The 12,612-nt window shown below is 54.7% G+C and carries 11 protein-coding genes and 3 pseudogenes; 10 read left to right on the top strand and 4 right to left on the bottom strand.

Going from position 1 to position 12,612, the window contains the following annotated elements:
- The first annotated feature begins 98 nt into the window (after nt 1-98).
- The 3 genes from CE636_RS26975 to hslJ all read left to right on the top strand — a co-directional run bounded on the left by CE636_RS26975 (nt 99) and on the right by hslJ (nt 2,300).
- The gene (locus CE636_RS26975; protein ID WP_004204015.1) at nt 99-599 is read left to right on the top strand and encodes a DedA family protein; all 501 of its coding nucleotides are present in this window, start codon (nt 99-101) and stop codon (nt 597-599) included.
- 147 nt (nt 600-746) lie between these two features.
- Nucleotides 747-1,736: a 2-hydroxyacid dehydrogenase gene (locus CE636_RS26970; RefSeq protein WP_004204014.1), complete on the top strand. Its 990-nt coding sequence runs from the start codon at nt 747-749 to the stop codon at nt 1,734-1,736.
- Nucleotides 1,737-1,859: 123 nt separating this feature from the next.
- The gene (gene hslJ / locus CE636_RS26965; protein ID WP_004204013.1) at nt 1,860-2,300 is read left to right on the top strand and encodes a heat shock protein HslJ; all 441 of its coding nucleotides are present in this window, start codon (nt 1,860-1,862) and stop codon (nt 2,298-2,300) included.
- Nucleotides 2,301-2,331: 31 nt separating this feature from the next.
- Here the strand turns inward: hslJ and CE636_RS26960 are convergent, their stop codons facing one another.
- Nucleotides 2,332-2,595 (bottom strand): DUF333 domain-containing protein, encoded by a 264-nt coding sequence (locus CE636_RS26960; RefSeq protein WP_004140155.1) that lies wholly within the window; start codon nt 2,593-2,595, stop codon nt 2,332-2,334.
- A 361-nt stretch (nt 2,596-2,956) separates the two neighbouring features.
- Here CE636_RS26960 and nifJ point away from each other — a divergent pair, with 361 nt between their 5' ends.
- The 5 genes and pseudogenes from nifJ to CE636_RS29475 all read left to right on the top strand — a co-directional run.
- Nucleotides 2,957-6,484, top strand: a complete 3,528-nt coding sequence (nifJ, locus tag CE636_RS26950; protein WP_017898746.1) for a pyruvate:ferredoxin (flavodoxin) oxidoreductase — start codon at nt 2,957-2,959, stop codon at nt 6,482-6,484.
- Between the two features lie 357 nt (nt 6,485-6,841).
- Nucleotides 6,842-7,966: a porin OmpK37 gene (gene ompK37 / locus CE636_RS26945; RefSeq protein ID WP_017898747.1), complete on the top strand. Its 1,125-nt coding sequence runs from the start codon at nt 6,842-6,844 to the stop codon at nt 7,964-7,966.
- A gap of 142 nt (nt 7,967-8,108) precedes the next feature.
- Complete coding sequence (locus tag CE636_RS26940) at nt 8,109-8,321, top strand: KTSC domain-containing protein (RefSeq protein ID WP_004203998.1); 213 nt, start codon at nt 8,109-8,111, stop codon at nt 8,319-8,321.
- A gap of 81 nt (nt 8,322-8,402) precedes the next feature.
- Entirely contained in the window at nt 8,403-8,837 is a 435-nt protein-coding gene (gene uspF / locus CE636_RS26935; protein WP_017898748.1) for a universal stress protein UspF, read from the top strand.
- Between the two features lie 338 nt (nt 8,838-9,175).
- A pseudogene (locus tag CE636_RS29475) lies at nt 9,176-9,343 on the top strand (SOS response-associated peptidase); the annotation flags it as partial.
- Between the two features lie 291 nt (nt 9,344-9,634).
- Here the strand turns inward: CE636_RS29475 and CE636_RS26925 are convergent.
- The 3 genes and pseudogenes from CE636_RS26925 to CE636_RS26920 all read right to left on the bottom strand — a co-directional run bounded on the left by CE636_RS26925 (nt 9,635) and on the right by CE636_RS26920 (nt 10,710).
- Nucleotides 9,635-9,895: a bacteriocin immunity protein gene (locus tag CE636_RS26925; RefSeq protein WP_004203992.1), complete on the bottom strand. Its 261-nt coding sequence runs from the start codon at nt 9,893-9,895 to the stop codon at nt 9,635-9,637.
- 205 nt (nt 9,896-10,100) lie between these two features.
- Nucleotides 10,101-10,217 (bottom strand): annotated as a pseudogene (locus CE636_RS29715) (hypothetical protein); the annotation flags it as partial.
- Nucleotides 10,218-10,389: 172 nt separating this feature from the next.
- On the bottom strand, nt 10,390-10,710 hold the full coding sequence (locus tag CE636_RS26920) for a TonB family protein (protein ID WP_071600372.1): 321 nt from the start codon (nt 10,708-10,710) through the stop codon (nt 10,390-10,392).
- 446 nt (nt 10,711-11,156) lie between these two features.
- Here CE636_RS26920 and CE636_RS26915 point away from each other — a divergent pair.
- Nucleotides 11,157-11,591: pseudogene (locus CE636_RS26915) on the top strand (tyrosine-type recombinase/integrase); the annotation flags it as partial.
- 48 nt (nt 11,592-11,639) lie between these two features.
- Nucleotides 11,640-12,575, top strand: a complete 936-nt coding sequence (gene ttcA / locus CE636_RS26910) for a tRNA 2-thiocytidine(32) synthetase TtcA (RefSeq protein WP_017898750.1) — start codon at nt 11,640-11,642, stop codon at nt 12,573-12,575.
- Nucleotides 12,576-12,612 lie beyond the last annotated feature (37 nt).

Genomic DNA, 12,612 nt, shown 5'->3' with positions numbered 1-12,612 from the left:
CGGTATCGCGGCGCGGCGATCGGCCGTCACCATTTAACTTTTGTTTAAGCACCCCCTGCCACACTCCAGAAAGATAGGTATTGCTTGCGGGAGAGACGGTGTCGTTAATTATCTCGCTCATTGAGAGCGCACAGGGCCACTATCCATTGGTATTACTGATGGTTTTCTTGCTCACTTTCACTAAATCCTGCGCGCTGGTGTCGCTGGCCATCCCGGGCACCTCCGGCCTGCTGCTGCTGGGGACATTCGCTTCCGCCAGCCTCGGTCATTTCCTGCTAATGTGGTCCAGCGCCAGCCTCGGCGCCATCGGCGGATTCTGGCTCTCGTGGTGGTTGGGCGTTCGCTATCGTCACCGCCTCACGCAGTTACGCTGGCTGACCGCCGAGCGGCTGGCCCGCAGCCGACTCTTTTTTCAGCGCCGAGGGCTGTGGGCGGTCTTTTTCAGCCGCTTTCTCTCTCCCCTGCGCGCCACCCTGCCCCTGGTCAGCGGCGCCAGCGGCCTGCCGCTGTGGTCGTTTCAGCTGGCTAACGTCAGCTCCGGTCTGCTGTGGCCGTTTCTGCTGCTCTCCCCCGGCGCGTTAAGCCTGAGTTTGTGGTAAAAAAACTTTGTCTTTCAAAGAGATTCCTCAAATCCGCGATATGCTCTAGAATTAGGATAAGCCCCTGCCATTTAAACTATTTTTTAATAATTGTACAATTATTTTAAATATGCTACCGTGACGTTATAATCACTGGAGAAAAGTCTTATGAAAATCGCGGTTTACAGTACGAAGCAGTACGATAAAAAGTACCTGCAGCACGTGAATGATACCTACGGCTTTGAACTGGAATTCTTCGACTTCCTGCTGACAGAGAAAACCGCCAAAACCGCCAACGGTTGCGAAGCGGTGTGTATCTTCGTCAATGACGACGGCAGCCGTCCGGTGCTGGAGGAACTGAAGGCCCACGGCGTGAAGTATATCGCCCTGCGCTGCGCCGGGTTTAACAACGTCGACCTCGAGGCGGCGAAAGAGCTTGGCCTGCGCGTCGTGCGCGTCCCGGCCTACTCGCCGGAAGCGGTGGCTGAGCATGCGATCGGCATGATGATGTCGCTTAACCGCCGCATCCACCGCGCCTACCAGCGTACCCGTGATGCTAATTTCTCCCTGGAAGGCCTCACCGGTTTCACCATGTATGGTAAAACCGCCGGGGTGATCGGCACCGGGAAAATTGGCGTGGCGATGCTGCGGATCCTCAAAGGTTTTGGCATGCGTCTGCTGGCGTTCGACCCGTACCCAAGCGCCGCCGCGCTGGAGTTGGGGGTGGAATATGTCGACCTCGCCACGCTGTACAAGGAGTCGGACGTGATCTCCCTGCACTGCCCGCTGACCGACGAAAACTACCATCTGCTCAATCGCGGGGCCTTCGATCAGATGAAGGACGGAGTGATGGTGATTAACACCAGCCGCGGCGCGCTGATCGACTCCCAGGCGGCCATCGATGCCCTGAAGCACCAAAAAATTGGCGCGCTGGGGCTGGACGTTTATGAGAACGAACGCGATCTGTTCTTCGAGGACAAATCCAACGACGTGATCCAGGATGACGTCTTCCGTCGCCTCTCCGCCTGCCACAACGTGCTGTTCACCGGCCATCAGGCGTTCCTCACCGCCGAGGCGCTGATCAGCATTTCGGAGACCACCCTGGGCAATCTGCAGCAGGTCGCCAACGGTGAAACCTGCCCAAACGCTATCGTCTGATTCCTTTCCCTTTTGTGCTCCTCTCCCCGGGGGGAGCACATTCAGATAATCCCCACAGATCCCCGCTGCGATACCGTTACACTGGCTTTGTTTTATTAGTAATGTGAATGTTTTGGAGTGACAATGAACAAATTTGCGGCATTACTGGCGGCAGGGTTGCTGCTGTCCGGCTGTGTCTATAACAGTAAGGTGTCCACCGGCGCGGAACAGCTACAGCATCATCGTTTCGTGCTGACCAGCGTCAACGGCCAGGCGGTAAACGCTGGCGACCGGCCGCTGGAGCTGAGCTTCGGCGAGAAGATGGCTATCACCGGCAATATGTATGTTTCGGGCAATATGTGCAACGGCTTCAGCGGGGAAGGTAAGGTGTCGGACGGCGAGCTGAAGGTCAAATCGCTGGCGATGACCCGGATGCTGTGCCACGATGCCCAGCTTAATACCCTTGATGCGACCATTGGTAAGATGCTGCGCGAGGGCGCGCAGGTCGATCTGACGGAAAACCAGTTGACGCTGGCGACCGCCGACCAGACGCTGGTCTATAAGCTCGCCGACCTGATGCACTAGTCGGCGTTTTGAGCCCGCTGCGGGGCTGCCATTAATAGCCGCAGCTTCCGCCCGCCAGCGCCTGCTCGCTGCAGCGTTTACCGTTCGGCAGCGCGCACATGCCAATCGCTGAACCATCGAGCTGACGAGCCACCGATAACGAGCCGCCTATCATGGCGCAGTTGGCCTGACCGGCGTCGCTCATCGCCGCCCGCATTCCTGGCGTGACGTGCGCCGCCGTGGCCTGCTGAACGGGTTCACTACTGCACGCCGACAGCAACAGCGCCGCACACCCCACTAACATCGCAGCTCGCATTTTCTCTCCCCTCGGAAACGTCTTAAAAAGCAAACCCAAGAATAATAGGCAGCGTGGCGCGCGGCGTCGAGAGGTGAAGTACGTATTTATGCGCCTCATTAACATTTTCTAGCAAATTTCTGCGTAAAGGTTGATCTGCACAGGGATAGTCACCGGGCGATGGCTCGCCTTCATGTCCAGAAAAGCTACTTTCTCCGCGAACCGCGCAAAATATTGCTCTGGTCACCGGTAGCCGTCGTATTGAGGACACAAATGCAAAAATGGCGGCGCCAACGGTTTGCTAAACTAGCTCTTATATAATTACAGGGCGCGTCGCGGTTTCACGCGTCCATTCTTTTGCGCAATGTAAGGGTGTCTTCATATGATTACGATTGATGGTAATGGCGCGGTCGCTTCCGTCGCGTTTCGCACCAGTGAAGTTATCGCCATCTACCCGATCACGCCCAGTTCAACGATGGCGGAACAGGCTGACGCCTGGGCCGGCAATGGGCTGAAAAACGTCTGGGGCGATGTGCCCCGCGTGGTCGAAATGCAGTCGGAGGCAGGCGCCATTGGCGCCGTACATGGCGCGCTGCAGACTGGCGCCCTCTCCACGTCCTTTACCTCATCGCAGGGCCTGCTGCTGATGATCCCCACGCTGTACAAACTGGCCGGCCAGCTGATGCCGTTTGTCCTGCACGTCGCCGCCCGCACCGTCGCCACCCACGCGCTGTCGATCTTCGGCGACCATTCCGATGTGATGGCCGTGCGTCAGACCGGGTGCGCCATGCTGTGCGCCAGCAGCGTTCAGGAAGCGCAGGATTTCGCGCTGATATCGCATATCGCCACGCTGCAAAGCCGGGTGCCGTTTATTCATTTCTTTGATGGTTTCCGCACTTCGCACGAAATCAACAAAATCGCCCCGCTGGCGGATGACACGATTCGCGCCCTGCTGCCGCAGGAGAAAATCGCTGAGCATCGCCAGCGCGCGCTCAATCCGGAACACCCGGTGATCCGCGGAACCTCCGCCAACCCTGACACCTACTTCCAGTCGCGGGAGGCCACCAACCCGTGGTACGACGCGGTTTATGATCATGTCGAGAAAGCGATGGATGACTTCGCCGCCGCCACCGGCCGCCAGTACAAACCGTTTGAGTTTTACGGCCATCCGCAGGCGGAACGCGTGATCGTCATTATGGGCTCGGCCATCGGCACCTGCGAAGAGGTGGTCGATGAACTGCTGAGCCGCGGCGAGAAAGTCGGCGTCCTGAAAGTGCGCCTCTATCGCCCATTCTCCGCCGCCCACCTGCTGGCAGCGCTGCCGGAGAGCGCCCGGGCGGTGGCGGTGCTGGATCGCACCAAAGAACCTGGCGCGCACGCGGAGCCACTGTATCTCGACGTGATGACCGCCCTGGCGGAAGCCTTTAACCGCGGCGAGCGCGAGACGCTGCCGCGGACCATCGGCGGCCGCTACGGTCTCTCTTCCAAGGAGTTCGGTCCGGAATGCGTGCTGGCGATATTCCATGAGCTGCAGGCCGCCCAGCCGAAGCCGCGCTTTACCGTCGGCATCTATGACGACGTGACCAACCTGTCGCTGCCGCTGGGCGAAAATACTCTGCCATCAGAGGCCAAGCTCGAAGCGCTGTTCTACGGCCTCGGCAGCGACGGCAGCGTGTCGGCCACCAAAAATAATATCAAAATCATCGGCAATTCCACCCCGTGGTTCTCCCAGGGGTACTTTGTCTATGACTCGAAGAAGGCGGGCGGCCTGACCGTCTCCCATCTGCGGGTCAGCGAAAAGCCGATTCGTTCTTCGTATCTGATTTCGCAGGCCGATTTCGTTGGCTGCCACCAGCTGCAGTTTATCGATAAATACCAGATGGCCGAGCGGCTGAAGCCCGGCGGCATTTTCCTGCTCAACACGCCGTACAGCGCCGATGAAGTCTGGTCCCGCCTGCCGCAGGAAGTGCAGGCCACCCTGAATCAGAAAAAAGCGCGTTTTTACGTGGTCAACGCGGCGAAGATCGCCCGCGAATGTAGCCTCGGGGCGCGCATTAATACCGTGATGCAGATGGCGTTCTTCCATCTGACTCACATCCTGCCTGGCGACAGCGCGCTGGCGGAACTGCAGGCGGCCATCGCCAAAAGCTACAGCAGCAAAGGCCAGGAGCTGGTGGAACGCAACTGGCAGGCGCTGGCCCTGGCCCGCGAATCGCTGGCGGAAGTGCCGCTGCAGCCGGTGAATGCCAACAGTCCGAACCGCCCGCCGGTGGTCTCCGACGCCGCGCCGGATTTCGTCAAAACGGTCACCGCCGCGATGCTGGCCGGTCTCGGCGATGCGCTGCCGGTCTCCGCCCTGCCGCCGGACGGCACCTGGCCCATGGGCACCACGCGCTGGGAGAAACGCAACATCGCCGAAGAGATCCCCATCTGGAAGGAAGCGCTATGTACCCAGTGCAACCACTGCGTCGCCGCCTGCCCGCACTCGGCGATCCGCGCCAAAGTGGTCGCACCGGAAGAGATGGAGAACGCCCCTGCCAGTCTGCACTCGCTGGACGTCAAGTCCCGCGATATGCGCGGGCAGAAATACGTACTGCAGGTCGCCCCGGAAGACTGCACCGGCTGCAACCTGTGCGTGGAAGTGTGCCCGGCAAAAGATCGCCAGAATCCGGAGATCAAGGCCATCAATATGATGTCCCGCCTGGAGCATGTGGAAGAGGAGAAAGTGAATTACGATTACTTCCTCAACCTGCCGGAAATCGACCGCAGCAAACTGGAGCGTATTGATATCCGCACTTCGCAGCTGATCAGCCCGCTGTTTGAATACTCCGGCGCCTGCTCCGGCTGTGGCGAAACGCCGTATATCAAACTGCTGACCCAGTTGTATGGCGACCGGATGCTGATTGCCAATGCCACCGGCTGCTCATCCATTTACGGCGGCAACCTGCCCTCGACCCCGTACACGACCGACGCCAACGGCCGCGGCCCGGCGTGGGCCAACTCGCTGTTTGAGGATAACGCTGAATTCGGGCTCGGCTTCCGCTTAACCGTCGATCAACATCGTCAGCGCGTGATGCGCCTGCTGAGCGAATTCGCCGACCAGCTGCCGGCAGAGCTGAACGCGGCGCTGCATGCCGAGGCGACGCCGGAAGCGCGCCGTGAACAGGTGGCGGCCCTGCGCCAGGCGCTGACCGGCGTGCAAGGCGCTGAAGAGCTGCTGACCGATGCCGACGCGCTGGTGGAGAAATCCGTCTGGCTGATCGGCGGCGACGGCTGGGCCTACGATATCGGCTTCGGCGGCCTGGATCATGTGCTGAGCCTGACGGAAAACGTCAACATTCTGGTGCTGGATACCCAGTGTTACTCCAACACCGGCGGCCAGGCGTCAAAAGCCACCCCGCTGGGGGCGGTCACTAAGTTTGGCGAGCACGGTAAACGCAAGGCACGCAAAGATCTTGGCGTCAGCATGATGATGTATGGTCATGTCTATGTGGCGCAGATTTCGCTGGGCGCGCAGCTGAACCAGACGGTGAAAGCGATTCAGGAAGCGGAAGCCTATCCGGGGCCGTCGCTGATCATCGCCTACAGTCCTTGCGAAGAGCATGGCTACGATCTGGCGCTCAGCCACGATCAAATGCGTCAGCTGACCGCCACCGGCTTCTGGCCGCTCTACCGCTTCGACCCACGTCGGGCGGAAGAAGGCAAGATCCCGCTGGCGCTCGACTCTCGCCCACCGTCAGACGCCCTGGCTGAGACGCTGCTCAATGAGCAACGCTTCCGTCGCCTGAACGCCCAGCAGCCGGAAGTGGCGGAGCAGCTGTGGAAAGATGCTGCCGCCGACCTGCAGAAGCGCTACGACTTCCTCGCCCAGCTGGCTGGCAAAGCGGAGAAATCACCGAGCGAGAGCTAAGGTTATTTTCCATCCCGCAGCCATAAAAAAAGCCCGAACATGAAGTTCGGGCTTGTCGTTTTACCGATAACAAAATCATTCCGCAGAATGCGACGGCAAATAAAAATGCTTGGCATGACAATAAAGGCATATAACGCTCGAATAATACGCGATCAAACTGAATATGTATAATTTTTATTTTGTATATTAGTTGAAGATGTATTCATCATAATTATCACCATTACTTCAGTATTATTTTATTTAGATTTTACTTATATCGTAACAATTGAGTCTTACCATATCTCAGACCGCTCCTTTAGCATGAGTTCACTTCCTTCCCGGAAGCTAAAACATAAAAACAGTTAAAGGAATTTCTTCATGAAAAGAGAAGTACTGGCCCTCGTTATTCCGGCTTTATTAGCCGCTGGCGCCGCGCATGCGGCGGAAATTTATAATAAAGACGGAAATAAATTAGATGTCTATGGCAAGGTAGACGGTCTGCACTATTTCTCCAGCGACTCGAAAAAAGACGGCGACCAAACTTACGTTCGCTTTGGCTTTAAAGGCGAAACCCAGATCAACGATATGCTCACCGGTTACGGCCAGTGGGAATACAACGTTCAGGCCAACAATACCGAAAGCGCCGGCGATCAGGCGTGGACCCGTCTGGCCTTCGCCGGTATCAAAGTGGGCGATTACGGTTCCTTCGACTACGGTCGTAACTACGGCGTGCTGTACGACGTCGAAGGCTGGACCGATATGCTGCCGGAGTTCGGCGGCGACTCTTACACCTATGCGGATAACTTTATGGCAGGCCGCGCCAACGGCGTCGCGACCTACCGTAACAGCGACTTCTTCGGTCTGGTAGACGGTCTGAACTTCGCCCTGCAGTATCAGGGTAAAAACGAAGGCCAGAACGCCCAGGACATCAACGTCGGCACCAACAACCGCAGCAGCGACAGCGATGTTCGCTTTGACAACGGCGACGGTTTCGGTCTCTCTACCTCCTATAACTTCGGCATGGGCATCAGCGCGGCAGCGGCCTACACCTCATCTGACCGTACCAACGACCAGATGACCCAGACCAACGCCCGTGGCGATAAAGCTGAAGCCTGGACCGCTGGCCTGAAGTACGACGCCAACAATATCTACCTGGCGACCATGTACTCTGAAACCCGCAACATGACCCCTTACGGCAACGACGGCGTGGCCAACAAAACGCAAAACTTCGAAGTCACCGCTCAGTATCAGTTCGACTTTGGTCTGCGTCCGGCTATCTCCTATCTGCAGTCCAAAGGCAAAGATCTCTATAATACCGGCAGCTACGCCGATAAAGATCTGGTCAAATATATGGACGTCGGCGCCACCTATTACTTCAACCGTAATATGTCCACCTACGTTGATTACAAAATCAATCTGCTGGATGACAACGACAGCTTCTACAAAGACAACGGTATCTCTACCGACAACATCGTCGCGTTGGGCCTGGTTTACCAGTTCTGATGCGCCAGCCCGCCGGTTCCGGCGGGCTTTCTCTCTCTGCATCGCAGCAGCTAAAACAAAACAATATATCCCACCGCTTAAAATAAGCGTCCGTTTAGTGATATAGTCGTGCTCAGTCAGTGCCTGCCCGAGGACGTCCATCATGCATCATCACCCGGTTAAATCTTCCCGAATTATCTCTGTCGCCTATGATGACGCCTCCGCCACGCTGGAAATTTGTTTTTATCACCAGCCGCCGTTGCAATATACCGGCGTTCCACCGCGTATTTTTCGTGACTTTTTACAGGTGGTGTCAAAAGGTCGGTTTTATGACGGCGTGATAAAGGGAAAATTTCCCGAACACAAGTCACGTTAATGTCAAAGTGTGACTGCGGTCATGATACAAAACGTGTCATAATGCCGTACAATATGAGGGGATACTTAAACAGGAGGTTTTATGAGCAGAATGATTCTTGTCCCCATCGATATCTCTGATAAAGAATTTACTGAACGCATTATCAGTCACGTTGAATCGGAAGCGCGGATTGACGACGCTGAGGTCCATTTCCTCTCCGTTATCCCTTCCCTGCCTTATTATGCCTCACTGGGAATGGCCTATACCGCCGAACTGCCTGGTATGGATGAGCTGCGTGAAGGAACGGAAACTCAGCTTAAAGAACTCGCGAAACAGTTCTCTATCCCGGAAGATCGGAAACATTTTCACGTTGCCGAAGGATCGCCAAAAGATAAGATCCTGGCCCTCGCCAAGTCGCTACCCGCCGACCTGGTGATCATCGCTTCGCACCGGCCGGATATCACCACCTATCTGCTGGGCTCCAACGCCGCCGCGGTGGTCCGCCACGCCGAGTGCTCGGTGCTGGTCGTCCGCTAGCGCCACAGCCCGCCGCCCGGCGGGCTGTTTATTTTTACTTCTGCTCCACCAGCTTGCCTGCCCGCAGCGGAAAGTGCCGGAAAGATGCTGACATTCCGCCCCTGAATCCGTACCATACACGCCACGGTTGTCTGTCAGACCTCATTAATTGCTACGCGCCAGCGCCACGTTGTCCAGCGGCTGGCACAACGCGTGCTCTTCTGATGCCACACTATGAATTGAGCCACTATTACATGCTGCAAAATCAAGAAATCAGTAAAAATGTACAACACCAATAAGTTGTGCCCCCTCCAACCAACTGAATTTATTTTATATTTACATACAGCCAGCCCCCACAGCGCCGACCGCTGGTCCTGGCACCTGAATCCACCTGGGAATGGATGAGGCAGGCTATTCGAGGAAAAGAGGTGAATGAGATAATTGCAGATGGTGCGGTACCTGCTGATCATTTCACATGGCACCCCGTTTTCCGAGCGGTGGACAACGTTAGGAATCAGGGGGCGTAATTGATTGAGGCTATTAAAATCCAATAACCTGATAATACCCGCACCCTGCTGAAAGCAGACCTTGGTGTTCTGATTGCCTTTTGCATCGGGAATGCCCTCAAAGCGCATAAGTTAAGGAAGTTGCTCAGGCTCCGACGGCATCTTTAGGGCTGGTTGATAAAAAATCAAAATTGTGAACTACTTTCACCGATAATAAATTCAACGTAATAAAAAACCGCCGGCGCGAGTTTCAATCAGAAGTCATCTATTATCACGTTAAGATAGGTAAGATAACGCAACTGTACGGATCAGCTACTCTTTGAAACCAGGCTTGCCATTCCTGGCCCGCCATTCTTTCACTTCCTTAACAACCCTTTCCGGACTATCCTCTCGGCCCTTTGGAGGATAGAAAATTACATCAGAACCATCAGGGTGTTCAGTGATACGTTCAAACTCTAAAACATTTTGCACATCTTCATCTTCGGTTGTATTATCCGGATTAAATATCTTTTTCACAAAAGCTAAAAACTCAGATTCGGTGTAATCAGAAATGCTTTTTTTATTGTCCATCATTTACCACCATTGCTTAGTGAACTTCGACATGGCTTTTTGTGCATCATAACTCGCCAGTTCTCAATACCATACACATCACCGGTATTTTAATAGCTTTTGCGTGTTCTAATTCATGTTTAAGCCTTCCCCCGACATGCTCATTTTACGAATGAACGACCATGTTTCTAACTTGATACCCCCTAAGCTAGCTTGTCAAACCGCTCAGTTAGCTCAGTGGTATCAGAAACCGCCTTCCTGAAAGCTCTCCGAATGAATGAAAGTTCGAAAACTCACAGCCACGAAATTTTTCAGCAATCACACTGGGAACAGGAGAGCCTAACTCGTCTCCAGTTTTTTTTCAGCCAACCATGACTAACCTGCTCCCCTTAACCAGTGATTTTGCCAGGTAAATCTCTAGAGCTTGCCAACATAACATCACTTGGCTCGACTCCCATTGCAAGAGCATCAGGCTGCTAGATCTCTCAGTACAGAAAATCCAGGTAGGCTAGCAGTATTTACGGTTGAGATGGACGAAATCTTATTGTTCCACGCGCAATGCCTGGCTTTCCGGGCTCATACTTGCATTTTCTCATTGCTGATCTTGTTTCTCTAAAAAAGAGCTCAGCACCAGTTGTCTCAACAGAAGTTACTTCCCCTTTTTCATTTACTGAGGCAGCGTAATTTACAGTGCCACTAATCCGATTAGCCATGGCAGAAACTGGATAATAAGGATTAGGGCAACTTATCCGCACAGGCACCACTTCTTCTTTATTTCCTGCAGCAAGTGCCAAGTTTGATATAAGAACAGCGCAAACCAGAAGTAATGTTTTTTTCATAACCGATACCAATTGTTGTTTTCCTTATGTCTATAGATCCCTAATACGCCTTTTTCATGCAACGCCGGAGGATGCGGCTCCACTTCTTCATCCCCGCTGGTATGGAGGGGATTATATATCACAGCCGGGTTAGCTGCGCGCTTTGCGTTCTGCGGGGGATTGAGGCATCGCCATTCTTCCGCAGGGCTACTCCTTCCCTATAACGCTTCCATTCACCTATATTCCATTAAAAAATGAGGAGTTTCGACTTATCATTTAGGGTCAAGTAAAGTAAACACCTCTCTTACAGCCAGATTTCCAATCTTATGTGAGCCCCAAAACCCGGCACTGATTGCCGGGTATTTTATTGCTTCCCAGGTGCTTTTACGGTTTCTCACGCCCGGCACATCTCCGGCGAGTTACCTCTCACCAGCGCCTCAGCAAAAGGCCTCGGTATGGCATTAGCAGCAGGAAACCGGACGATACAATTGCTCGGCGCTGCCCTGGACGCGCTGAAAGCGCAGCATGAACTGACAGCTGGACATCCGGTATCCACTATCACGTTTCACCACAGGGAATACGGCTCAAGCGAGGAACAGAATTTGCGATTTGTTTTCATGCCGCGGAGACGGAAAGGCGAGCAAAAACCCTGCTACTCGCACAGCAGCATAGGCAGTAGATGGGAAGCTGCAGTAAAACGCGCTGGCATTCGCCGCAGGAATCCGTACCATACGCGGCATACTTTTGCCTGCTGGCTCCTGACGGCTGGCGCAAACCCGTCTTTTATAGCCAATCAGATGGGGCATGAAAACGCGCAAATGGTGTACGACGTTTATAGTACATGGATAGAAGAGATGAACGGCGACCAGGTTTCTATGTTGAATTCCCGGCTTGGGCTTTAACACATTTTGCCCCCTATATGCCCCTTTTAGATTTTGAGAATGTTAATAATGCTAGAAAATCAAGAACTTACAAAGAAAGAGAAATACAACATCGATAAGCTGCAGAAACGTCTGCGCCGCAACGTCGGTGAGGCGATCGCCGACTTCAATATGATTGAAGAGGGCGACCGCATTATGGTTTGTCTGTCAGGCGGCAAGGACAGCTATACCATGCTGGAGATCCTGCGTAACCTGCAGAAAAGCGCGCCCATCTCCTTCTCGCTGGTGGCGGTGAATCTCGACCAGAAACAGCCTGGGTTCCCGGAGCATATTCTGCCGGCGTATCTTGAGCAGCTGGGCGTTGAATATAAGATTGTTGAAGAGAACACCTACGGCATCGTCAAAGAGAAGATCCCGGAAGGGAAAACCACCTGCTCGCTGTGCTCTCGCCTGCGTCGCGGCATTCTCTACCGTACCGCCACCGAACTTGGCGCCACCAAGATTGCCCTCGGCCATCATCGAGACGACATCCTGCAGACGCTGTTCCTGAATATGTTCTACGGCGGCAAAATGAAAGGAATGCCGCCGAAGCTGATGAGCGACGACGGCAAACACATCGTCATCCGCCCGCTGGCCTACTGCCGCGAAAAGGACATCGAGCGCTTCTCCCAGGCCAAGGGCTTCCCGATCATTCCTTGCAACCTGTGCGGTTCGCAGCCTAACCTGCAGCGCCAGGTGATCGCCGATATGCTTCGCGACTGGGATAAGCGTTATCCGGGACGCATTGAAACCATGTTTAGCGCAATGCAGAACGTGGTGCCTTCGCACTTGAGCGACGTTAATCTGTTTGATTTTAAAGGCATCACCCACGGCTCCGAGGTGGTGGACGGCGGCGATTTAGCGTTTGACAGGGAAGAGATTCCCCTGCAGCCCGCCGGCTGGCAGCCGGAGGAAGAGGACGCCCGGTTGGATGAGCTGCGTCTGAACGTAGTGGAAGTGAAGTAACCCGCAAGCGTCTCAGGCCGCCGCCTGAGACGCGCTA

This window comes from Klebsiella sp. LY (assembly GCF_004010915.1).
GTDB classification, from domain to species: domain Bacteria; phylum Pseudomonadota; class Gammaproteobacteria; order Enterobacterales; family Enterobacteriaceae; genus Klebsiella; species Klebsiella quasipneumoniae.
This window is presented reverse-complemented; position numbering and strand designations above follow the sequence as displayed.

Coding starts and splice junctions, on each gene's coding strand:
- CE636_RS26970 (WP_004204014.1), top strand. CDS start 747: ATGAAAATCGCGGTTTACAGTACGAAGCAGTACGATAAAAAGTACCTG.
- ompK37 (WP_017898747.1), top strand. CDS start 6,842: ATGAAAAGAGAAGTACTGGCCCTCGTTATTCCGGCTTTATTAGCCGCT.
- uspF (WP_017898748.1), top strand. CDS start 8,403: ATGAGCAGAATGATTCTTGTCCCCATCGATATCTCTGATAAAGAATTT.
- CE636_RS26940 (WP_004203998.1), top strand. CDS start 8,109: ATGCATCATCACCCGGTTAAATCTTCCCGAATTATCTCTGTCGCCTAT.
- CE636_RS26920 (WP_071600372.1), bottom strand. CDS start 10,710: ATGAAAAAAACATTACTTCTGGTTTGCGCTGTTCTTATATCAAACTTG.
- ttcA (WP_017898750.1), top strand. CDS start 11,640: ATGCTAGAAAATCAAGAACTTACAAAGAAAGAGAAATACAACATCGAT.
- hslJ (WP_004204013.1), top strand. CDS start 1,860: ATGAACAAATTTGCGGCATTACTGGCGGCAGGGTTGCTGCTGTCCGGC.
- CE636_RS26960 (WP_004140155.1), bottom strand. CDS start 2,595: ATGCGAGCTGCGATGTTAGTGGGGTGTGCGGCGCTGTTGCTGTCGGCG.
- CE636_RS26925 (WP_004203992.1), bottom strand. CDS start 9,895: ATGATGGACAATAAAAAAAGCATTTCTGATTACACCGAATCTGAGTTT.
- nifJ (WP_017898746.1), top strand. CDS start 2,957: ATGATTACGATTGATGGTAATGGCGCGGTCGCTTCCGTCGCGTTTCGC.